Origin of the sequence: Vibrio cholerae (assembly GCF_008369605.1) — a bacterium.
Lineage (GTDB): Bacteria > Pseudomonadota > Gammaproteobacteria > Enterobacterales > Vibrionaceae > Vibrio > Vibrio cholerae.
The window spans coordinates 383,556-406,579 of record NZ_CP043554.1 but is presented as its reverse complement, the minus strand read 5'-3'; the positions used below and the strand labels follow the sequence as shown (position 1 = coordinate 406,579).

21 protein-coding genes are annotated in these 23,024 nt (G+C 49.4%); 2 read left to right on the top strand and 19 right to left on the bottom strand.

Going from position 1 to position 23,024, the window contains the following annotated elements:
- Window positions 1-242: 242 nt before the first annotated feature.
- The 3 genes from mazG to rlmD all read right to left on the bottom strand — a co-directional run bounded on the left by mazG (window position 243) and on the right by rlmD (window position 4,760).
- Window positions 243-1,058, bottom strand: a complete 816-nt coding sequence (gene mazG / locus F0316_RS02055) for a nucleoside triphosphate pyrophosphohydrolase (protein ID WP_000019237.1) — start codon at window positions 1,056-1,058, stop codon at window positions 243-245.
- 99 nt (window positions 1,059-1,157) lie between these two features.
- Window positions 1,158-3,374 carry a GTP diphosphokinase gene (gene relA / locus F0316_RS02050; RefSeq protein ID WP_000226858.1) on the bottom strand — a complete coding sequence of 739 codons (2,217 nt, stop codon included), beginning with the start codon at window positions 3,372-3,374 and terminating at the stop codon, window positions 1,158-1,160.
- Window positions 3,375-3,437: 63 nt separating this feature from the next.
- Window positions 3,438-4,760, bottom strand: coding sequence for a 23S rRNA (uracil(1939)-C(5))-methyltransferase RlmD (rlmD, locus tag F0316_RS02045; RefSeq protein ID WP_000090458.1), 1,323 nt, complete (start codon window positions 4,758-4,760; stop codon window positions 3,438-3,440).
- Between the two features lie 171 nt (window positions 4,761-4,931).
- On the opposite strand from rlmD, the gene barA reads away from it, so the two are divergent.
- A complete protein-coding gene (barA, locus tag F0316_RS02040) occupies window positions 4,932-7,715 on the top strand; it encodes a two-component sensor histidine kinase BarA (RefSeq protein WP_000194270.1) in 2,784 nt (927 codons plus the stop codon).
- On the opposite strand, the gene F0316_RS02035 is transcribed toward barA, so the two are convergent.
- The 14 genes from F0316_RS02035 to rpoE all read right to left on the bottom strand — a co-directional run bounded on the left by F0316_RS02035 (window position 7,703) and on the right by rpoE (window position 20,087).
- Complete coding sequence (locus tag F0316_RS02035) at window positions 7,703-8,995, bottom strand: GGDEF domain-containing protein (RefSeq protein WP_000132093.1); 1,293 nt, start codon at window positions 8,993-8,995, stop codon at window positions 7,703-7,705. The genes barA and F0316_RS02035 overlap by 13 nt on opposite strands.
- Complete coding sequence (locus F0316_RS02030) at window positions 8,988-9,398, bottom strand: hypothetical protein (RefSeq protein ID WP_001271111.1); 411 nt, start codon at window positions 9,396-9,398, stop codon at window positions 8,988-8,990. The genes F0316_RS02035 and F0316_RS02030 overlap by 8 nt, the downstream gene beginning before the upstream one ends.
- A 9-nt stretch (window positions 9,399-9,407) precedes the next feature.
- Window positions 9,408-10,700: a hypothetical protein gene (locus F0316_RS02025; RefSeq protein WP_000621298.1), complete on the bottom strand. Its 1,293-nt coding sequence runs from the start codon at window positions 10,698-10,700 to the stop codon at window positions 9,408-9,410.
- A gap of 256 nt (window positions 10,701-10,956) precedes the next feature.
- Window positions 10,957-11,337 carry a holo-ACP synthase gene (acpS, locus tag F0316_RS02020; RefSeq protein ID WP_000635064.1) on the bottom strand — a complete coding sequence of 127 codons (381 nt, stop codon included), beginning with the start codon at window positions 11,335-11,337 and terminating at the stop codon, window positions 10,957-10,959.
- A 3-nt stretch (window positions 11,338-11,340) separates the two neighbouring features.
- A complete protein-coding gene (pdxJ, locus tag F0316_RS02015; protein WP_000095364.1) occupies window positions 11,341-12,072 on the bottom strand; it encodes a pyridoxine 5'-phosphate synthase in 732 nt (243 codons plus the stop codon).
- On the bottom strand, window positions 12,069-12,794 hold the full coding sequence (recO, locus tag F0316_RS02010) for a DNA repair protein RecO (RefSeq protein WP_001279487.1): 726 nt from the start codon (window positions 12,792-12,794) through the stop codon (window positions 12,069-12,071). Before recO ends, pdxJ begins: the two co-directional genes overlap by 4 nt.
- A gap of 69 nt (window positions 12,795-12,863) precedes the next feature.
- On the bottom strand, window positions 12,864-13,838 hold the full coding sequence (gene era / locus F0316_RS02005) for a GTPase Era (RefSeq protein ID WP_000774938.1): 975 nt from the start codon (window positions 13,836-13,838) through the stop codon (window positions 12,864-12,866).
- Window positions 13,831-14,508: a ribonuclease III gene (gene rnc, locus F0316_RS02000; RefSeq protein WP_001885893.1), complete on the bottom strand. Its 678-nt coding sequence runs from the start codon at window positions 14,506-14,508 to the stop codon at window positions 13,831-13,833. The genes era and rnc overlap by 8 nt, the downstream gene beginning before the upstream one ends.
- Window positions 14,509-14,539: 31 nt before the next feature.
- Window positions 14,540-15,436: a signal peptidase I gene (lepB, locus tag F0316_RS01995; protein WP_000024071.1), complete on the bottom strand. Its 897-nt coding sequence runs from the start codon at window positions 15,434-15,436 to the stop codon at window positions 14,540-14,542.
- A 91-nt stretch (window positions 15,437-15,527) separates the two neighbouring features.
- The gene (lepA, locus tag F0316_RS01990) at window positions 15,528-17,321 is read right to left on the bottom strand and encodes a translation elongation factor 4 (protein WP_000680632.1); all 1,794 of its coding nucleotides are present in this window, start codon (window positions 17,319-17,321) and stop codon (window positions 15,528-15,530) included.
- 112 nt (window positions 17,322-17,433) lie between these two features.
- Entirely contained in the window at window positions 17,434-17,904 is a 471-nt protein-coding gene (locus tag F0316_RS01985) for a SoxR reducing system RseC family protein (RefSeq protein WP_000988005.1), read from the bottom strand.
- Window positions 17,901-18,866 (bottom strand): sigma-E factor regulatory protein RseB, encoded by a 966-nt coding sequence (rseB, locus tag F0316_RS01980; RefSeq protein ID WP_000734779.1) that lies wholly within the window; start codon window positions 18,864-18,866, stop codon window positions 17,901-17,903. Before rseB ends, F0316_RS01985 begins: the two co-directional genes overlap by 4 nt.
- Window positions 18,863-19,483, bottom strand: a complete 621-nt coding sequence (locus tag F0316_RS01975) for a sigma-E factor negative regulatory protein (protein WP_000763844.1) — start codon at window positions 19,481-19,483, stop codon at window positions 18,863-18,865. Before F0316_RS01975 ends, rseB begins: the two co-directional genes overlap by 4 nt.
- Window positions 19,484-19,514: 31 nt before the next feature.
- Window positions 19,515-20,087, bottom strand: coding sequence for an RNA polymerase sigma factor RpoE (gene rpoE, locus F0316_RS01970; protein WP_001005346.1), 573 nt, complete (start codon window positions 20,085-20,087; stop codon window positions 19,515-19,517).
- 505 nt (window positions 20,088-20,592) lie between these two features.
- On the opposite strand from rpoE, the gene nadB reads away from it, so the two are divergent.
- Window positions 20,593-22,200, top strand: coding sequence for an L-aspartate oxidase (nadB, locus tag F0316_RS01960; RefSeq protein ID WP_172626034.1), 1,608 nt, complete (start codon window positions 20,593-20,595; stop codon window positions 22,198-22,200).
- Between the two features lie 24 nt (window positions 22,201-22,224).
- Here the strand turns inward: nadB and F0316_RS01955 are convergent, their stop codons facing one another.
- Entirely contained in the window at window positions 22,225-22,569 is a 345-nt protein-coding gene (locus F0316_RS01955; RefSeq protein WP_000925735.1) for a hypothetical protein, read from the bottom strand.
- Window positions 22,570-22,618: 49 nt separating this feature from the next.
- A complete protein-coding gene (locus tag F0316_RS01950; protein ID WP_000287742.1) occupies window positions 22,619-22,879 on the bottom strand; it encodes an FAD assembly factor SdhE in 261 nt (86 codons plus the stop codon).
- Between the last annotated feature and the right edge of the window lie 145 nt (window positions 22,880-23,024).

Below are 23,024 nucleotides of genomic sequence, written 5' to 3'. Positions count from 1 at the left end.
GGATTTCTTCTGGACGGGACGAAACTATACCAGAAGGCCCCCATTGCCACAACGTGAAATCTATCACACTCAATTTTTTATTTTTTGCTTCAAATCAAACCAAATTGAAGCAAACACTGTGTTGGGCACATTATCTGAGTCACTTTTGTCTCAAAGCGCGCTCTTTTTTCGCACAAGACAAATTTGCTGCTTAATCAACCATTAAGCTTGACTGTAGATTGATTGTTATTTTTCACACTCCGTCAGGAAAATGACTTTATTGCCTGTTTTTCTTCAAGTTTTACTTCATCCCAAAATCCGTCGAGTTCCGCCAAAGTGAACGCGTGCAGCGGCTTATTTTTCGCTCTGGCTTTGTCCTCAACACCTTGAAAACGGCGCACAAATTTGGCGTTGGCTTTACTCAGCGCCATTTCAGGATCATGACCTAAATGACGCACTAAATTGACGGTTGCGAATAAAAGATCGCCTAGCTCTTCCTCAACTTTTTGCGTATCCACATCCACTTGCAGCGCTTCTTCCATCACCTCTTCGACTTCTTCGTGCACTTTGTCGACAACCGGACCAAGGCTATCCCAATCAAATCCGTATTGAGCACACTTTTTCTGGATCTTGTAGGCACGCGATAAAGCGGGCAACGAACGTGGTACAGAGTCTAGAATACTTTGCTCACTTTTGCCTGCTTGCGCTTTTTCTTTGGCTTTTTCCGCTTCCCAATTGGCGTGAATTTGCGCGTCATTTTCAAAGGTGGCATCCCCAAACACATGAGGATGGCGGCGGGTCAGTTTCTCGTTGACCGTTTCCACCACATCACGAAACTCAAACAGGCCTTGTTCTTTGGCCATTTGGCTGTAGAAAATCACCTGAAACAGCAAATCTCCCAACTCTTCACGCAGGTTAGGCCAATCGCGCTGGGTGATGGCATCCACCACTTCAAAGGTTTCTTCGATGGTGTAAGGTGCAATGGTGTCGAAGGTTTGCTCTTTATCCCACGGGCAACCTTGTTCTGGGTCACGCAAGCGGCGCATGATCTGTTCGAGTTGTTCAATCGGGTGTGACATGGCTTTCCTCACATCAGGCATTGAGCGCCTAAACGTATTGACGTTGAAAAAGCAACGAGGTGGAAGTTTTCACTTCACACCTCGCTGTTTGCGTTGGATTTAACCTAAGCGTTTGACCAACATAACATCTTTGATCTGCTCGATGCGTTTAGAAACGCGCGCTAAAGCTTCGACGTTGTTCACCTCAAGATCGAAATCCATGATGATGATTTGGCGTTTATAGTCGGAGCGGCTCTTCATACTCGCCACTTTGACTTTCTCATTGGCCAGCAAAGTCGTGATGTCTTTCAGTAAGCCACTGCGCTCCATCGCTTCAACACGTACGGTCAGTAGATAAGAGCCTACAAAACCACTGCCCCATACGGTATCAATGATCCGCTCTGGTGCATGAAGGCTAAGCTCCTCGAGCTGCTCGCAGTCGCTGCGGTGCACCGAAATACCACGGCCTTGGGTAATGTAGCCACGGATTTCATCGCCTGGGATTGGCTGACAGCAACGCGCAAGGTGGGTCATCAGGTTATCGACCCCTTCCACCACCACCGCATCTTTATGCGGGCGATTCGGTGTTAGGGTTTTGTTTTCCTGCAGTTTTTCCAGCGCGAGCTTATCTTCTTCCTCAGCGGTCGGTTTATTCACTAACGCATTGATATGGTTCACGATCTGATTGATACGCAGATCGCCACTGCCGATACCAACGTACATTTCATCCACGCTATTGACGTTAAAGCGCTTGAGCGCATACGCCTCGGCGTGCTTGAGATTGGCACCGATTTTCGCCAGTTCGATTTCGAGAATTTCCCGTCCCGCTTCGAGATTTTTTTCACGGCTCTGTTTGCGGAACCAAGCATTAATCTTGGCGCGCGCACGCCCTGAATGAACGAAACCAAGCGATGGGTTCAACCAGTCGCGTGATGGATTCGGCTCTTTGGCGGTGATGATTTCAACCTGATCGCCCATCTGCAATTTGTGGGTGAAAGGCACGATACGTCCTGCCACTTTCGCGCCAATACAGCGATGCCCCACTTCGGAGTGAATGTGGTAGGCAAAATCGAGCGGGGTCGCGCCCATAGGTAAGTCAACCACATCGCCTTTCGGGGTAAAGGCGTAGACGCGATCATCAAACACTTGGCTGCGCAGTTCGTCGAGCATCTCGCCCGAATCGGACATCTCTTCTTGCCAATCGAGCAGTTTACGCAGCCAAGTGATCTTCTCATCGTAGCCACTGCGTGCTGCACTGCTGCCCTCTTTGTATTTCCAGTGTGCCGCTACCCCAAGCTCTGACTCTTCATGCATCTGCTTGGTTCGGATCTGGATCTCGATGGTTTTGCCTTCCGGCCCCAAAATCACGGTATGAATGGACTGGTAACCGTTCGGTTTGGGGTTCGCTACATAGTCATCAAACTCGTTGGGTAAGTGCTTGTATTTAGTGTGCACAATGCCAAGCGCGGCATAACAGTCTTGCAGCTTATCAGCAATAATCCGCACCGCACGCACATCAAACAGCTCATCAAAAGCGAGGCTTTTCTTCTGCATTTTGCGCCAGATGCTGTAGATGTGTTTCGGGCGACCGCTGACTTCAGCGTTAATCCCGGATTGCTTCATCTCAGCACGCAGGTCGCTGACAAAATCACGAATGTACTGCTCACGCACGATACGACGCTCAGAAAGCTGTTTGGCGATCTGTTTATAGGTATCCGGTTGTTGGTAACGAAACGCGTAGTCTTCAATTTCCCATTTGAGCTGACCAATGCCAAGGCGGTTAGCCAGTGGCGCATAGATGTTGGCACACTCTTTGGCAGCCACGCGGCGCACTTCATCTGGCTCGTTTTTCACTTCACGCAGGTTGCAGATCCGCTCGGCAAGCTTAATCACCACGCAGCGGAAATCATCCACCATCGCCAGTAGCATACGGCGCACGTTATCCACTTGCGCTGACGCTTCACTGCCATGCATGGTGACGTTGAGCTGGCCAATCGCCGCCATCTCTTCCACGCCGTGGATAAGTTTAACCACTTCGCGGCCATATCCCTCTTCAAGCGACTCATTATCCAGCACACCACTGGTGGCGATCGGAAATAGCAAAGCCGCCACCAACGTTGGGCGGTCCATCGATAGGGTGATCAAAATTTCGATCATTTCCCGCCCACGCCAAAGCAGCAGAGGCCCTTGTGGATTGCCCGCCAACAGTTGCTCGCAATCGCGATACACTGCGGTTAATTTAGCGGCCGTTTTCCCCTCTTGGGTCAGGCTGGCTATCCATGTTTCTAGCTCAAACTGTTGGTCTGGGTTTAAGTGTGCGCTTCGTACCGCAACCATTGATATCGTCCTAATAATTGTATTTTTAGCCTTCGACTGACGCTCGTATCAGGAGTTCAATCGCTAGCCCTTTTTCACAAACAAAGCCATGGACTCGAGATGACTGGTGTGCGGGAACATATCGAGCATCCCCAGTTTCTCTAAGCGAAATCCTTGGCTCAGCAAGCTTTGACTGTCTCGTGCTAATGTCGCAGGGTTACACGACACGTACACAACCCGCTTGGCACCTAACGCAGAGAGTTGATCCACAATCCCTTCTGCGCCTGCGCGGGCTGGGTCGAGCAGTACTTTAGCAAATTTCTGCTGCGCCCATGAGGCGCTCGTCATATCTTGTTCCAAATTGGCCTGATAAAACGCCACATTATTGATTTGGTTCAATTTCGCGTTATGAGTGGCGTGTTGCACCATCTCATCAACACCTTCAACACCCACCACCGCTTGCGCTTGTTTGGCCAGCGGCAGCGTGAAATTCCCTAAGCCACAGAAGAGATCGAGCACGCGTTCTTGTGGGCTAACCTCAAGCCAATTCAAGGCTTGCGCGACCATTTGCTGATTCACCGCGCGATTGACCTGAATAAAATGACTGGGCAAGAAACTTAAGCGGCTGCCTGTTTCTTCACAGTATGGCGCTTCACCTTGCACATGTTGCAACTCGCCTGCTTCCGGCATCAGATATAAGGTTAGTTGGTTTTGCGAAGCAAAGTCAGTCAAACGCTGCTGATCTTGTTCAATCAGCGCGCCTAAATGGCGCAGCACCAACACGCGAGTGTTATCCCCTTTCACCAATTCGACATGCCCCAACCGCTCAGGTTGACTCCACTCACTCAACAAAGCGTTCAAGTCAGGCAACAGCGCATTTAAACTCGGCTCCAGCACGGGGCAATCGGTCACATTAACAATCGCTTTGCTCTGCTTGCGGCGAAAACCCAATTGTAGTTGCTGAGTTTTCTTATCCCACATCAGGCTTAAGCGTGCGCGACGACGGTAGCCTTGATCATCAGAACAAACTGGCGCAGACAGAGCAAGACTCTGCCCTGCAAACTTCACCATTAATTGACTTAAGGCTTGCTGCTTGTGATGGATTTGTCCCGCTCGGTCAAGATGCTGTAAATCACAACCACCACATTGCGCATAATGCGCACAGAAAGGTGCAACACGCTCAGCGCTGGGTTTCAACACTTTAATCAGTTGACCGCGCGCGTATTTGCTCTTGTTTTCAGTGAGCTGAATCAGCACCTCTTCCCCCGGCAAAGCGCCGTCAACAAACAAGGGTTTCTTGTGTAAAAAGGCCAGTCCGCTGCCTTGGTGATCCAACCGTTCAATAGTGACCGGCTGATGCTTTGTGTCTAACGTGCTGTGCTTTTTCGGTTGAAAGAAACGTGCCATACTCTGTGCTCAAGTGTTGAAATAGATTTGTTTTCGCCCCGGCATCACTATTCTGCACGGGGGAGATTGTCGAAGATGAGGGAGTTGATTAAGCTAACGTCAACGTTTCCCCACGCAATCCGATTTGTGCGGGGTATTTTCCCATATCCACACCACAATGTTTAGACAATAATGACTCAAAGATATGGCTTGCGCGCCCGCGTTATGACGCTCACTTTGGCACCTACCCTGATTATTGGTCTGCTGCTTAGCGCTCTGTTCTCTTTTAACCGTTATCACGATTTAGAAACTCAAGTGATCAATTCCGGTGCCAGCATCATTGAGCCATTAGCGATCGCCAGTGAAGATGCGCTGCGTATGCAAAGCCGAGAATCGGTGCGACGCATTATCAGCTATGCCCACCGTAAAAATTCTAAGTTAGTACGTAGCATCGCGGTGTTTGATGCCAATCATGAGCTGTTTGTCACCTCGAACTTCCACCCCAATTTCGAAAAGCTGATGTATCCCAAGGATAAGCCGATCCCGTTTCTGAGTAGTTCCGCGATTGACGAGAACACGCTGATATTACGAACGCCGATCATTTCTGAACGTACCGTGCTCGACAATGGCGATGCCAATCCCGCCACACCGGTGATGGGTTATATTGCGATAGAACTGGATCTCTCCTCACTGCGTTTACAACAGTATCAGGAAATTTTTTCCGCTGGTTTAGTGCTAGTGATCGGGATTTTGCTGTCAGGGGTATTTGCTTCGCGCTTGATGTACGATGTGACTCGCCCAATCACTCACATGAAAAATATGGTCGACCGCATTCGTCGCGGCCATTTGGATGTGCGGATTGAAGGTAAAATGCACGGCGAGTTGGATACGCTGAAAAAAGGCATCAACGCGATGGCGGTATCGCTCTCCGAATACCATGTCGAAATGCAGCACAGTATCGACCAAGCGACGTCCGATCTCCGAGAAACCCTTGAACAGCTTGAGATTCAAAACGTTGAACTCGATATTGCCAAAAAGCGCGCTCAAGAAGCGGCACGAGTGAAATCCGAATTTCTGGCTAACATGTCCCATGAGCTGCGCACCCCACTCAATGGTGTGATTGGTTTTACGCGGCAAATGCTGAAAACCCAGTTGACCAACAGCCAAGCAGATTATCTACAAACCATTGAAAAATCAGCCAATAACCTTCTCACCATCATCAATGACATTTTAGATTTTTCCAAACTCGAAGCCGGTAAGCTGGCTTTGGAGAATATTCCGTTTGAATTCCAAGAAGTATTGGAAGAGGTGGTTAATCTGCAAGCCACCAGCGCGCATGAAAAAGGGTTAGAAATCACCCTCAAGATTGACCCGAAAATTCCGCGCGGCGTGGTGGGCGATCCGCTACGGATTCAGCAAGTCTTGACCAACTTGGTCGGTAACTCCATTAAGTTTACCGAGCGTGGCAATATAGACGTGAGCGTGGAAATGCGCGCGCTACGCGATGATGTGATCGACCTACAATTTATGGTGCGCGACACCGGAATTGGCATTTCTGAGCGCCAGCAAGCTCAGTTATTCCAAGCCTTTAGCCAAGCGGATGCCAGTATTTCACGCCGTTATGGCGGTACAGGACTTGGGCTGGTGATTACCCAAAAACTGGTCAGCCATATGGGCGGAGAAATCAGCCTCACCAGCCGTTTGCACCAAGGTTCAACCTTCTGGTTCACGCTGCGCCTGCATACCACAGAGCTGCCTCTCAATGACGGTTATAACGCGGACTCGCTCAATCATCGCCACTTACTGCTGATTGAGCCCAATATGCAAGCTGCTGCGATTGTGCAGCAAACGCTGGTCCAAAGTGGTTTAGAAGTGACGTACCGCTCAGCGATTCCGGAAGAGCAACACGTTTACGACTATGTACTGCTCAACTTAGCGCCTAGTAAAGAGACCAATCCGACCTTGGTGGAGCTTTGGGTGCAACGCGCGTTAGCCATGACCCACAATGTGATTGTCGGTGTGCCGAGCACAGAACTGGCGCTCGCCGACCAATTGATGCAGCGCTACCCAGTAAAATGCATCAGTAAGCCTTTATCTCGCAAAAAACTGCTACAAACCTTGGCAGCGCAACAGCCGCAACTCGCCAATACCAGTTTGCCCAAACCTCAAGCCGATAAGCTTCCGCTGTGCGTCATGGCGGTCGATGATAATCCAGCCAACCTCAAACTCATCACTGCGCTATTGCAAGAGCGGGTTGAGTACGTGGTCTCTTGCACCAGCGGTCAGGAGGCGATTGAGCAAGCTCAGAGCCGTCAGTTCGATATCATCTTGATGGACATTCAAATGCCGCACATGGATGGAGTGACCGCTTGTAAAGCGATCAAGCAGCTCAAAGGGTATCGTGATACGCCAGTCATTGCGGTCACCGCACATGCCATGGCAGGCGAGCGTGACCGTCTACTGAAAGCGGGGATGGATGATTACCTGACCAAACCGATTGAAGAGCATATTCTGCAACAAGTGTTGGTGCATTGGAGCCCGCACACGCGCAGTAAACAGGTCGCGAAAGTGACCCCACCCGATGGTGCCGCGGTCATATCTAACGCCTTACCCTCATCACCGCCAGCAGAAGAGGCCATTATTGATTGGCCTGTCGCGCTGCGCCAATCCGCCAATAAAGAGGATCTCGCCAAAGAGATGCTCGGCATGTTGGTCGATTATTTGCGGGAAGTCGAAACTGTGGTCAATACTGCGCTTGAGGATGAAGAATACCCCGCTAGCGATCTGCTGCATCATATCCATAAGTTGCATGGCAGTTGTTCGTACAGCGGCGTACCGCGCCTGCGAAAAATCTGCGCCAGTTTGGAGCAAGCGCTGCGCAATGGGGCGAGCATCGATGAGTTAGAGCCTGAGTTATTTGAGCTGCAAGATGAGATGGCGAAAGTGCTCGAAGCCTCTCGCGACTATCTGAACTGATCCTGCTTGAGTTCTTTCGCACTGGGAAGAGGCAGGATCTCTTCCCCCATTCGATAAATATGATATCCATGTTTGCCTCTGTATTTGACCCAGTACATGGCTTTATCGGCTTGTAGCAGCAGTTTTTCTAAGTCAATGTGCAGACTGTTCATATGACTAATCCCAATACTGCAACCCACTTGCGCACTCTGCTGACCCAATGCAATCGGCTCAGAGGAGGATTCGATCAACTGAGCCGCAAACCGCTCGATAGATTCGGCAACAAATTCATCCAGCGGAATGTAAATAGCAAACTCATCACCACCGAGCCGTCCGACCACAAAATCAGAAAAGTGCGTTTGCGCCAAGGCATAAAAACGCTTAGCGATTTCACGTAATACCTCATCGCCAGCCGCATGCCCCAAGGTATCATTCACCTGCTTAAAACCATCCAAATCAATCAATAGCAGTACCATGGTGGTGCTAGCACGCTGTTTGCGGAGCACGAACTTCTCACAACCTAAACGGTTTTTTAGTCCCGTCAGCGTGTCTTGTTCGGCAATGGTACGATAGTAGCTTTCCCAACGTTCAATCTGTTGACGCAGCTCGCGCTCACGCAGTAAAGCTTGATGGGAAGCGTCGATAAATTCATTGATGCTTTTGGCCACCAAACCAATCTCGTTGTGGTGATCTTCTGCGGCTACCGCCACTTTGCGATCATGATCTGGGCGCACTTCGGATAACGCCTGTGAAAGATCCGTCAGGGGTTTACCGACCAAGCGGCGAACGATCCAGATAAGCGCAATAAAAGTCACGAGAAACTGGATCAAAACCACGGCTATCTGATCAAGAATCTGATTAATGGCTTGCTGACGAATCACCTGATGATCCTCATGAATCATCAGATAGCCAATCAAATTACCATCTACGGGAGAATCTAATCGGTAGCGGTTCGCATCACTCCAATAATTCTGCTCTTTGTAGGTTGTGGGCATGGTGGTTCGTTCAAAGACAATGCCATCCACGCTGGCTAACTTAACCGCATTGATCTCTTTATGGAGCAGCAGCGCATCCATCACCTCTGAGGCAATATCGTAATTATTCACATACAGTGCAATGGCCGCCGAGTTACTCAAGGAGAGCGCAAGCTTCTCTTCCAGCTCTTGTTTTTGCTGCTCAACACTCTGTATGCCGCGTGGAATAATGATGGCCAAAATGATCAGCAAATACCCAAGCGCACACAGTGAAATCATCTTTAGCAAGCGATTAACCAGTGGCGAAGTGCGCGTTTGATCAGTCATAGAGCACCAGTAATACTTTCAGCGCGTCACTGGGCACTTGATCGGTATAGCCAATCGAGAACGGATTCTCTTCTAATTTGGCAATCAGCTCTTGTTCACTCACCACAGATTCCGGCGCACGCAGCCGCCCTGAGAATTTCAGTTTGGCCCAATAAGCGTTGATTTGGCTCTCTTGCATATTGGTCACCTGCAAAAAGAAGCGCTGACGCACCGTACCACTCCGATCTAACACCTGATTAATGTAAGTGTTGCCCACCACGCGATTACGTCCAAGGTATAAAGCGGATAACTGCTCTTTATTAATCTCCATAATCGGACTCTTCGGGCTAGCAACCACATACAATTCAGCGGAAGCCGAAACCCATGGACTCAGGAAAAAAATGAGGAGTAACCAATATCGCATTGAGTCCTCCTAAAACACAAAGTTAACGCTGACAGAAAACAGCTGCACATCCCGCCCCTGCAGACCCTGCAAATCCGCTTCTAAAGGAATGGCCCATAATCCATAACCATTATCGGCAATCTGGATGTAATCATATTGTGCTTTCAAAGCTATCTGAGCAGTGACGTCCCAGCGGACTCCGAGTGAAAACGTCTGCTGATCGATGTAAGTGGAGTTAATGCCACCAATCAACCATTTCTGTACCTCTGCCAATTGCGCGCCATTGACAGGGGATAACCCCCAATCAGACTGCGCTTGGTAGGGCGGATTTTTCGGGTTAAACCGACCGTAGATAACATAAGGTGTGACATTGCCGAGAGTATACCCAGCAATGGCGTAGCCACCGACCCCTTCAGGAACCACGGCTTTCTCACCAAGGATGGTATAAATTTCTGATTGGAGTGACCACTGATCGCCTCGATAGCCAAAACCCAATTGCCAATATTCAATGGTTTCTTCTTGAAGATTGATTTGCTCAGCTAACTGCGCCGCTTCGGTGCTGATCGGGCCAAGCCCGGCTTGCGCCAGTTGATTGACGACTTGAATACCCAGTAGAGAATTACCGTCTAGATCCACCTTCAGTTGCCCGACATGCACATAGGAGAGGCGTCCAAACCAACGATCCTGTTCGAGTGAAAACACCAAAGCTAATGTTTGATCGGATTGCGTGGCAGAAATTTCGCTGGAAGCGGTATTTTGCAGTTTCTGTTTAATTCGGCCATATTGCGCGCCTAACGACCAAGTGATCTCATCCCATTGGCTGCGATAAGTGACATCAATCCCATCGATGGCATCATAGAAAATGCCGCCATAAAACTCTTGGGGAGGGCGCAACCAAAGGTGGGCGTAGTCAATCCGTCGGCTGTCAGCGGCGATATAGGCGTTAAGCCCAAGGCGCCCTAGGCGAATATCCCAATTTTCATCCGGCGTATAACGCACAAAAGCCAGCTCAGTAATATCATCGAAGCGCTGCTCGACTCGCTCTTTCATTACCCACTGAGTGGTCACTGACCATTGCGGATCTAACTGCAGATCAAACTGAACCCCAATATTGCTATCTGGCTTAAACGATCCGTTGCGTTGATAATCATCTGGCTGAGCGATGTTGCGCAGGAAACCGAGATTCTCTTCATTTTCATAGCTATAACCAATCGAACCATAACCAGAGACGCTCCAGTCGGCCGCTAAGGCAGCACCGCTCGTCATGGCTAATAGACCGACAACACCGCTCATCAGGCGTGTTTGAAAAAGGCTTCGTATCATTGGGTTATCCCTAAGCAAGCGCGATTTCCACCACGGCGCCAACCTGCACGCCAAGTGAAATATTCTCCATTTCGATCGTCATTGATGATTAATGACATCACCCAATATCTTTCATTTTAGTGATTGGTGAGACAAAAATACGCGTTGGGTGCAAAGAGTCAGAAAACTCATTCTTCCGTTGGGGAAAATTAAGCACGTAAGGAAAATATAGTCAGAAAATGAAAGATTTGAAATGAACCAAAGCATGAACGCCGCATTAACGACGTTCAAGGATTACGGTCGCCATCGCATAATGGCGTTCGTCGGAAATGGAAAGATGAATATTTTCAACCTGCAGCTGCGAGGCTAACTTTGCCGCTTGACCGCTCAAGATCAGTAAAGGTTTCCCCAACTTATCATGGCTAATGGTAAAGTCATGGAAAGTCACCCCCTGAGCAATACCGGTTCCCAAGGCTTTCGAAGCCGCCTCTTTGGCGGCAAAGCGCTTGGCTAAAAAGCGCCCTTGTTGCTTCGAAGCATGAAATTGCTCTAGTTCAGAATCGGTAAGAATGCGGCGCGCAAAGTTTTCTCCTGAGCGCGCCAACGCTTTCTCAACCCGTTCGATTTCAGCGATATCCGTTCCGAGTCCAACGATCATACGTTATCGACGCGCAGCAACCATGATGGCTTTCATATCGGCGACGGCTTTCGCTAAACCATCAAATACCGCGCGACCAATGATCGCATGGCCGATGTTCAGCTCGTAAATTTCAGGAATGGCCGCAATCGCCGCGACATTGTGGTAGGTCAAGCCATGACCCGCATTCACCGTAATGCCTAAATCGTGTGCGTAAGCCGCTGCGGCTGCAATTTTCTTCAGCTCATTTTGCTGATCGACATCGCTTTTCGCATCGGAGTAGTGCCCGGTATGCAGCTCAATAAAAGGTGCGCCACAAGCTTTGGCCGCATCAATTTGCTCACGATCGGCATCGATAAACAGAGAAACTTTAATGCCAGCCGCAGTGAGTTTTTCCGTTGCCGCTTTGACACGCTCCAACTGACCTAGCACATCAAGGCCGCCTTCAGTGGTCAACTCTTCACGTTTTTCCGGCACCAAGCAGACATATTCTGGCTGAGTTTGCAGCGCAATCTCGACCATCTCATCCGTCACCGCCATTTCAAGGTTCATGCGCGTTTGCAGTGTTTCACGCAAAATACGGACATCGCGATCTGTGATGTGACGACGATCTTCACGCAGATGGATGGTGATGCCATCCGCGCCCGCACGTTCAGCAATTTCCGCTGCATGCACTGGATCGGGATATTGTGTGCCGCGTGCGTTACGCAAAGTCGCCACGTGATCGATATTCACACCAAGATAAATTGAGCTCATTCTTCTGTACTCCGTGCTCTGGGTAGAGTTGTTTGACGAAACAACTCACGACTCTTTAAAGGTTTGCCGCCAAGATACGGCTTTAAGGCTAAACGTGTAAAGCGTTTTGCCGCTTGCAGTTGTTCTTTGCTGGTAAAACGCCGTTCACTGATTGCAATGAGCTCGTTACCGAGAAAGGTGAGATTATCGCGACGTACTGAGGCAATAAAGCCTTTTTGCTCACGATAGCGATAGGTCATGTCTGGTGAAACTGGCTCGCCCGTACCTGCACAATGCAGAAAATCTACGCCGTACCCCATCGCGGCAAGTAAGGCGAGTTCAAAGCGGCGCAACGCGGGCTCGGGATTGGTGCTTTGCGCCAGTTCAGTGAGCGCAAACAGATAATCATGGAATAGTCCGGGGCTAGCGACTTCTGGCATGAGCACTCTATCCACCAGCTCATTGATGTACATCGCCGAATAGAGATAGACGCCGGAAAGCGGTAAGCCGAGGCTAATCGGTTCGGCTTGGCGCAAAGTTTTCATCGAGCCATTGCCCGACCATTTCAGCAGTAAAGGAGTGAAAGGTTGCAGCGCACCTTTGAGGTTGGAGCGTTTTCCGCGCGCGCCTTTGGCCATCAAGCTGACTCGCCCGTACTCCTCACTGAACACATCGAGAATTAAGCTCGATTCACTGTAAGGGCGGCGGTGCAGAACAAAACAGCGTTGCAGTCCGTCTGACATTTTCCCTTTCTATCATGCAGTTGAAGGTAGAAATGAAAAAGGTGGCAACCCCGTTGCCACCTCTCGTGTTTAGAGATCGTCGATATAGCCGAGTGAACGCAGGGCGCGCTCATCATCCGCCCAACCGGATTTCACTTTCACCCAAGTCTCTAGGTAGACTTTGCGGCCAAACAGCTCTTCCATATCGAGACGCGCTTCGCGGCCGATGGTTTTAATCTTCTCGCCGTTTTTACCAATCACCATTTTCTTCTGGCCAATACGCTCAACCAAAATCAGGGCGTTGATGTGGAAACCATCGGTATCTGGGTTGTAATCGAAACGCTCGATTTCCACGGTCACCGAATACGGCAGCTCTTCGCCAGTAAAACGCATCAGCTTTTCACGCACGATTTCAGAGGCCATAAAGCGCTGTGAACGATCCGTCACATATTCTTCAGGGAAATGGTGCACAGCTTTCGGCAGGTGCTCACGAACATGCTTTTTCAGCACATCGGTGTTTTTGCCCTGTTTAGCAGAAATCGGGACGATATCGACAAACGGCATGCGCTTAGAAAGCTCTAGCATATGCAGCATCACTTCGTTACGATCTTTGACCTGATCGACCTTGTTCACACAAAGCACCACTGGGAAATTGGCTTTTTGCAGCTTGTTGAACACCATCTCGTCATCGGCGGTCCAGTGAGTACCTTCCACCACAAACAGCACTAAGTTGACATCACTCAGCGAGCTTGAGGCCGCGCGGTTCATCAAACGGTTGATGGCACGTTTTTCTTCAATGTGCAATCCCGGAGTATCCACGTAAATGGCTTGATACTTGCCTTCCGTCTCAACACCCATAATACGGTGGCGAGTGGTTTGCGGTTTACGCGAAGTAATCGAGATTTTCTGCCCTAACAGGTTATTGAGCAGGGTCGATTTCCCCACGTTAGGACGACCGACAATCGCGACAAAGCCGCAGTGTTGGTCCTCTGGTGTCGATGTCGCCGTTTGGCCTTCGCTGCGAGAAGCAAAGTATGCATCGATATCAAATTCTTGATCAGCCATGAGTTAATTGCTCCAGAGCCGTTTCTGCAGCCGCTTGCTCTGCCTTGCGGCGGCTGGTGCCTTTACCGATCACAGGCGTGTCCATACCTGCAACTTCACACGCAACCGTAAATTCTTGGTTGTGCGCTTCACCTTTAATATTAGTCACAGTGTAGACGGGCAGCGGTTTTCTTCTGCCTTGCAAAAACTCTTGTAAGCGAGTTTTCGGGTCTTTTTGTGATGCGCCCGGTTTGATCTCCTCAAGGCGACATTGATACCACTCCAGCACAATGCGGCGCGCGGTTTCTAAATCACTATCGAGGTAGATCGCACCAATGATGGCTTCTACGGCATCGGCCAGAATCGAGTCACGGCGAAAACCACCGCTTTTCAACTCACCTGGACCTAATTTTAAGTAATCTCCCAGATCGAATTCACGACCCAGCTCCGCCAACGTGTTACCACGCACTAAGGTGGCACGCATGCGGCTCATATCTCCCTCATTCACTTTCGGGAAGCGGCGATAGAGCTCGTCAGCAATGACAAAACTTAAAATTGAATCGCCCAGAAACTCAAGACGTTCATTGTGCTTACCATTGGCGCTGCGGTGTGTCAGCGCCAGATTAAGCAGCTCAGTCTCCTTAAAGGTATAACCGAGCTTACTTGTTAATTTATTCATTGGAGGTGTCATAATCTCAACGTTATTGCCAGCTCATGCTGGCTTAGTGGATCCCACCAACACGATTGAATCGTACTCCGGTAGGAATCCAGCGTGGAAGTACGCTGTCTTCAGCGCGTTCAAACTCGAAACTGATCCAGATAGCGACAGCTTTTCCGACCAGATTCTGCTCTGGCACAAAGCCCCAGAAACGGCTGTCAGCACTGTTGTCACGGTTATCACCCATCACAAAATAGTGCCCTTGTGGTACAACCCATTCATTCACGCCACTGCGTGGGCGATAATTCGCCACGTTATCAATGCTCAATGGGTTAACCAAAATATTGTGCTCGACCTTACCTAGCTGTTCGTTCAGCTGGATCAGGGGGATCTCATTTTGGTAAAACTCGCTCTCTTGCACGTTAGAGAGTTTAACTGCTTGGCATTCGCTCTCGCCTTGGTGCTGAATACACAGCTCTTTACCTGCGCTGTAACGTACGGTATCTCCGGGCATCCCCACCACACGCTTGATGTAGTCGATCTCAGGGTTCACTGGGTATTTGAACACCACAATATCACCACGCTCAGGTTTACCCGTTTCCACTAACTGAGTGCGCCATACCGGATCTTTCAAGCCGTAAGCGTATTTCTCAACCAGAATAAAATCCCCAACCAACAGAGTCGGCATCATCGAACCGGATGGAATTTGGAACGGTTCATAAATGAACGAGCGCAGTACCAGCACAAAAGCAATAACAGGGAAAATCGAGACACTGTTTTCAATCCACCACGGCTGAGCCGCGACTTTATCCAGCGCTGAGGCTGGCATATCGGGTGTTTGCGCCTGTAAATGAGCTTGTTTCTGTTGGCGTTTTTTCGCCCACACCAGCTTTTCCAGTGTCCAGACGATACCGGTGACCAGAGTTACGATCACCAAAATCAGTGAGAATGTGTTCGCCATTGACTTCCCTTATCTAAAAAATACGAAAGTGAAAGAGCCGAAACCCTTTCACTCATGTGTTAAACCAATAAGTCTGAAGCCAGCAAAGAAATTAGTCTTTGCCGACATGCAGAATGGCAAGGAACGCTTCTTGTGGTAGCTCAACGTTACCGATCTGCTTCATACGTTTCTTACCTTCTTTCTGCTTCTTCAGCAGTTTCTTCTTACGGCTCACGTCACCACCGTAACATTTCGCCAGTACGTTTTTACGTAACTGCTTCACGGTAGAGCGCGCGATGATGTGGTTACCGATTGCCGCTTGGATCGCGATATCGAACATCTGGCGAGGAATGAACTCTTTCATCTTCTCAACCAATTGACGACCGCGGGTTTGCGAGTTGTCGCGGTGGGTAATGATCGCCAAGGCGTCCACTTTGTCGCCGTTGAGCAGCACATCCACACGCACCATGTGCGACATTTCAAAACGTTGGAAACCGTAATCCAGTGACGCGTAGCCACGAGAAGTCGATTTCAAGCGGTCAAAGAAATCCAGAACCACTTCGGCCATCGGGATGTCGTAAGTCAGCGCCACTTGGTTACCGTGGTAAACCATGTCCACCTGAGTACCCCGTTTCTCGATACACAGGGTGATCACGTTACCCAGGTAATCCGCCGGAACCAGAATGTTACAACGCGCGATCGGCTCGCGGATCTCTTCGATATCGTTGATGGCTGGCAGTTTAGCTGGGCTATCAACGTAGACGATCTCTTTGTTGGTCTTGAGCACTTCATACACTACGGTTGGTGCCGTGGTGATGAGGTCGAGATCGTATTCGCGCTCTAAACGCTCTTGGATGATCTCCATGTGCAGCATACCAAGGAAGCCACAACGGAAACCAAAGCCGAGCGCTGCCGACGTTTCTGGCTCATAAAACAGCGACGCGTCATTAAGGCTCAGTTTACCCAGTGCATCACGGAAGTTGTCATAGTCATCAGATGAGACTGGGAACAAGCCCGCATACACTTGAGGTTTCACCTTTTTAAAGCCCGGCAGCGCTTTTTCACAACCGTTCTTCGCTAAGGTCAGGGTATCCCCCACCGGTGCGCCCATGATGTCTTTGATACCACACACCACCCAGCCTACTTCGCCAGTGTCGAGTGAATCGGTATCCACTTGTTTTGGTGTGAAAATACCTAAGCGATCCACACCCCAAGTTTGGCCAGTGCTCATCACTTTGATCTTGTCGTTTTTCTTCAGGCTACCGTTTTTAATACGAACCAGAGAAACCACGCCTAAGTAGTTATCAAACCATGAGTCGATGATCAGCGCTTGCAGCGGTGCATCAGGATCGCCTTGTGGCGCAGGGATGGCAGAAACGATTTTCTCGAGAACTTCATCCACGCCCACACCGGTTTTCGCCGAGCAACGCACAGCATCAATCGCATCGATACCGACGATGTCTTCAATCTCTTCCGCCACACGCTCTGGCTCTGCCGCCGGCAGGTCAATCTTGTTCAAAATGGGCACGACTTCCAGATCCATTTCGATCGCGGTATAGCAGTTTGCTAGGGTTTGTGCTTCTACACCTTGCCCCGCATCCACCACCAACAGTGCGCCTTCACACGCCGCCAATGAACGTGATACTTCGTACGCGAAGTCAACGTGCCCTGGGGTGTCGATAAAGTTCAGTTGATAGGTTTGGCCATCTTTCGCTGTATAGTCGAGAGTCACACTCTGCGCTTTAATGGTGATGCCACGCTCACGTTCCAGATCCATAGAGTCAAGAACTTGCTCGGCCATTTCACGATCGCTCAAGCCGCCACAGACTTGGATTAAACGGTCAGATAGAGTCGATTTACCATGGTCAATGTGGGCGATAATCGAAAAGTTACGAATGTGCTTCATAGGTTTGGGATGACTAAACTCTTAAATAATAAGGACATAGAAAAGCCGCGTTGGCGGCTATTCATTCAAGTTGGGCGATTCTACCCAATTTCGTTGGGGTTCGCATCATAATTTAGGCAACCGGGATACCCAGTTTTCGTAACAAAACCACTTGCTGCTGAGAGCGTAGCTCCAGCACTTTCGCATAATGTTTGGCAACCCATACACCGAGCGCAATAAAGAGCAGTGCAGTAAGGATCACTATCCCCTCTCCAAAACCCAACATAGGGGCCAGCCATTGATCGCCAAGCCATGCACCCAGCATCATGAAAAACAGCGGTAATAAATAGACGAGCGCCGCCGACTGCAGCACGCTCTTTTCCGGCAAACCAATCTCGACCACCTCACCCGCTTCTAGGGCTTGTGTGGTTTGTAAACGCCAGAATAGGGTTTTGTTACCGAACGCTTTAGAGACGATGCCCGTACCGCAGCTTTTCGAGGATTGGCAACTGCTGCAACTGGTTTGCTGTTCACAACTCAGCGTCACTTGAAATCCTTGTTGAGCGGGTACCACTTTGGTCACCGTAGCCAATGCCGTCATCATTGCGCTTTCACTCCACCGACACCAAACATCACCGATTGAGCGATACGTTGCGCAGTCGCAGGAGGAATATCGCCCACTACCGAAATTTCATTCTCACCTTTGACGACACTGTGCAAAGTACGGCGGCCTTGTCGAACCAATTGACCTTTGAGTGAGTAGTTATCACTGGCAGAGACATACACTGAGAAATTAAACAGGCCGTCCGAATACATCTGGCTTTCCACCAAACGCTCTGTCATTGCCATACGATAACGATTCAGCTCCATGGCTTGAAAACCATCAGGAACCCAAGTGACTTGCCAGAAGGTCTCTTGCACACTGCCTTTTGGCAACTTAAGGACTTCAGGCAGTTGCACCTTGTTTAGCCCTGCCATGATTTCGGCCAAACGCTCGCTGACCGAAAATGAAATGGTGCGATACTGCTCAAGCACTTCGCCATCGCGATCCAGCAAATCCGCCCTTAAAGGCAAATGACTTTTTTCATCGACCCAGACAACATACGAGTAACGTAAACCATCTTTCGGGACCACGCGCAGTACTTGGCACGCCGCCCCTGCTTCTCGGGCGCGTCCGACTTTCACGAAGTCATAGTAGCGGCTCAACTCCGCCACATCCGTGTTCAACATGGGGATGGTTGGAGCCACCATATTGCCCGATTCAATCGTAAAAGGCTCGACACCCGGCTCGATGTAACTCACTTCATCACCCCGGCGGATCACTTCACGCACGGGGCCGCTCAAGTACACCAAATGCGCCAGTTGTTGATCATCTTGCCGTGCATGACGATACAACAAGGGCTCAATGCTGTTTTTCTTAACCAAGATGTATGAGAGTTCGTAATTGAGATGTTGGCTGGCTTCATTCATCTGATACAACAACGCCTCTGCAGACTCTTCCTCTGCAAAGGCGGTAGTTGAATTTACACAGAACAGTGTCAGCGCACTGATCAAAAGTTTCTTCATTCCACAACCGATTCAACTGGGTGTTGGTGAGAAGCACTATTCTCACTGTTTAGGCGTAATTGCAGTTCGTAGTCCTGCAGCAAGGCGTTTACGCGGCGACGTTGCTCTTGCATGCTGCTGTCTGGCGCATGCTTTTCCACCGAATCACGAGTCAAACTCACTGGCTCAGCGCTTCCAGCAAGAGGAATGGTTTGCAGCACAGGCAGTTCATTTTCCACACCTGAGCTTTGTCCGCCATACTGTTGTACGCCGAAAATAACCGCCAACGAGACACAAGCGGCGATACCGACTTGACCAAACTGAGACAACCAAGCAGGCAACTGGCGTTTAGCCTGTTGAGGTTTAGGCTGCGCTTCGAGTCTTGCCTGTTGCAAGTCAATCACGTTCGTTGAGTGGTGTAGCGGATTGTGCGCAGGCTCATTTTCCAGCGCCAAGGCGACACTTTCAGCGATATTCCATTCTTTGTGAATCGGTGCCTCTCCACGGAGTACATCACCGATCAGATGATAGTTTTTCCACGTGTCACGTGCATCTTGATCCTGAGCCAATCCTAAAATCAGCTCATTGTCGATCATCTCGCCATCCATGAGTGCTGAAAGTTTTTCTTTGTCAGCCATTCTATTCACCATAGTCATTACGGAATTTGCGTTACAGAAGAGGTTTGATTTTCTTCTCTACCGCCTCACGAGCGCGGAAAATTCGTGAACGCACTGTACCAACAGGGCAATCCATCACTTCCGCAATTTCCTCGTAACTCAAGCCATCAAGCTCGCGCAACGTCATTGCCGTTTTTAAATCATCCGGTAACGCATCAATTGCATCGAACACAGTCTTCTTCAACTCTTTGGACAACGTAATGTTCTCCGGGTTCGATAATTCTTTTAATGCGTCACCACCTTCATAGAATTCAGCTTCTTCAGCATCAACATCACTTGCGGGTGGGCGTCGGCTTTGCGCAACAATGTGATTTTTCGCGGTATTAACAGCAATACGGTACAACCAAGTGTAAAACGCACTCTCGCCACGAAAGGTTGGAATGGCTCGATACGCTTTAATAAACGCTTCCTGCGCTACATCAGCCACATCACCGGAATTGCTTACATACCGGGAAATAAGGTTGCACACTTTATTTTGATATCTCAAAACCAAAAGGTTAAATGCTTGCTTATCCCCATTCTGAACTCGCTCAATCAACACTTGATCGGTCAGTTGCTCGTTCATTCGAGCGGTCACTCCTATTGTTATTCCCCTACCTTCTCAGATATGGGTACTCATTATGCGAATTGTAATATTGACACCACTACTTGCATGAGCACCTTTAGAGACTCGGCATTATCGAGAAAGTTCATTATTGGGTGAAATATTTTACTCAAAACCTTATCAAGGCAGCATTTTCACCCGTTGCCTCTCGCGTAGATAGGTATTCCCCATACATCACGTGCGCTTCACTCTTTATATAGTGGTGAATGCAGCGGATTAATAGAGTGCAACCGCTAACATGACAATAAGATTTACAAACTATTGCATTTAGCGCGATGATAATAGCAGGACTTATACCGTATCAACGATCCGAATTTTTCGATAATTTCTTGCCACTTGATTGTGCACAGTGGCATGTCTGCTCAATCGATGCGGTGTTTTTTTCCTCTAAAGAAAACAACTCTTTGAGGAATTTAAAGAAATGTCGAGTTGGATGACTCGCTACAGTTTGGGAATTGGCAATTTTATGAATGCAGACCGAGAGCATCAATGTGATGTATTAGTCATAGGAAGTGGCGCAGCAGGCTTATCGCTTGCTTTACAGGTCGCTCAATACGGAAAAGTGATTGTATTAAGCAAAGGGCCGCGCAGTGAAGGCGCGACTTTTTATGCACAAGGCGGTATTGCAGCAGTCTTTGATGAATCGGACAGTATTGAATCGCATGTGCAGGACACCTTAATTGCAGGTGCTGGGATTTGTGATGTACAAACCGTGCGCTTTATTGCCGAGCATGCCAAAGAGTGCGTGCAGTGGCTGATTGATGGCGGGGTTCCTTTTGATAAAGAAGAGGACAGCGATAACGACCACCCACGCTACCACTTGACCCGCGAAGGCGGTCATAGCCATCGCCGTATTTTGCATGCTGCTGATGCCACAGGGATGGCGATGCAGACGTCCTTGCAAGATAACGCCCACAACCATCCCAACATTACGGTACTTGAAAGACACAATGCGCTGGATTTGATCACTGAAGATAAAATCGGCGGTGATGCCAACAAAGTCGTTGGCGCCTATGTATGGAATCGTAATGCGGAACACGTAGAAACGATTCGCGCCAAATTTGTGGTGTTGGCGACTGGCGGGGCATCTAAGGTGTATCAGTACACCTCTAACCCTGATGTTTCTTCTGGTGATGGCATTGCCATGGCGTGGCGTGCGGGCTGCCGTGTGGCCAACCTAGAGTTCAACCAGTTCCACCCAACCTGTTTATACCATCCAGAAGCACGTAACTTCCTACTTACCGAAGCGCTGCGTGGTGAAGGCGCTTATTTGCGCCGCCCAGATGGCAGCCGCTTTATGCCGGATTTCGATGAACGAGCGGAGCTGGCTCCGCGTGATATCGTGGCACGCGCGATCGACTTTGAAATGAAGCGTTTAGGTGCGGACTGTATGTATCTCGACATCAGCCATAAGCCTGCTGACTTTATCGAAAAACACTTCCCCACCATTTATTCACGCTTGATGGATTTGGGCATTGATATGACCAAAGAACCGATCCCCATCGTTCCTGCGGCGCACTATACGTGTGGTGGCGTGATGGTGAATCCGCAAGGTCAAACCGATCTTAAGCAGTTATATGCGATTGGCGAAGTGAGCTACACCGGCTTACACGGCGCAAACCGTATGGCCTCAAACTCTCTTCTAGAATGCGTGGTATACGCATGGTCAGCGTCACAAGACATCATTGCTCAGTTGCCCAACGCAAGCATGCCAGAGTCACTCCCAGCTTGGGATGAAAGCCAAGTCACCTGTTCTGATGAGGAAGTGGTTTTGCAGCATAACTGGCACGAACTGCGCCTCTTTATGTGGGACTACATGGGAATCGTGCGCACCAACAAGCGTTTGGAACGAGCAATGCGCCGCATTCAGCTACTGCAACAGGAGACCCACGAGTATTACAGCAACTTCCGTGTGTCAAACAACCTCCTTGAGATGCGTAACTTACTGCAAGTCGCTGAATTGATGGTGCGTTGCGCGATGCAACGCAAAGAAAGTCGCGGCTTACACTACACGTTGGACTATCCAGATCAACTGGCAGAGAGTGGCCCAACGATTCTTGTGCCGGAAAAATAACGCTCTCTCCGCTTGCAACAGCAATCAAGAGATCTGCGCACGATCACGGGAGCCATTGAGCTCCCGTTTTAATCGTACTAACAATTGCCGATAGGTGGCTTCATCGCAGCTATCACGCCAGATAAACCAACGCTTGCCCTGCCCTTGTAAGCAGATAAACAGCGGAGCATAAAGCGTATGTACCGAATGAAAGGTTTCACGCCGCTCCTCTTGCTCGAATACGCCAGCAAAGGTGAGTTCCACATTGCCGACCAAACTCGCCGGCATCCATTGGCTGTGGAGATGACCACGCCAGATCCAAGCGGCAAAATAGGGCACCAACACCAAGGGAATAGAAGAAACGAATAACGCCCAGAGCATCAACAGCATAATCAGCAGCGCGATGATCTGAGCGTAAAAGGAAGGGATAAACAGAAGCTTAACGGACTTTGCTGAGGTTATGAGCGACAATCTTATCCACCATCGCAGCAAGGCCTAAATTCTCACAGCGGCCATGTCCCATCACCCAAGCAAACAGATCAGGGTCGTCACTTTCCAGTAAAGCCACAAAGTCGTCCTGCTCAGACTCGGTCAGTGAATCAAAACACTCTTCGAAAAACGGCATGATGACCACATCAAGCTCCAACATACCACGACGGCATGCCCATTTGATTCGCGCTTTTTGTTCAGCGGTGTACATCAGTATTCCTCACCTTATGGTTTTTGTTTGATTCGGAGTGTAACAAGGGTGCAGACAGACAACTAGTAACTCAGTCACAGTCCCTGTTCAAGCTGACAAAAAAGTTGATCCAGATTAACATAGCGAGACTTTTTTCCTCAGTGGT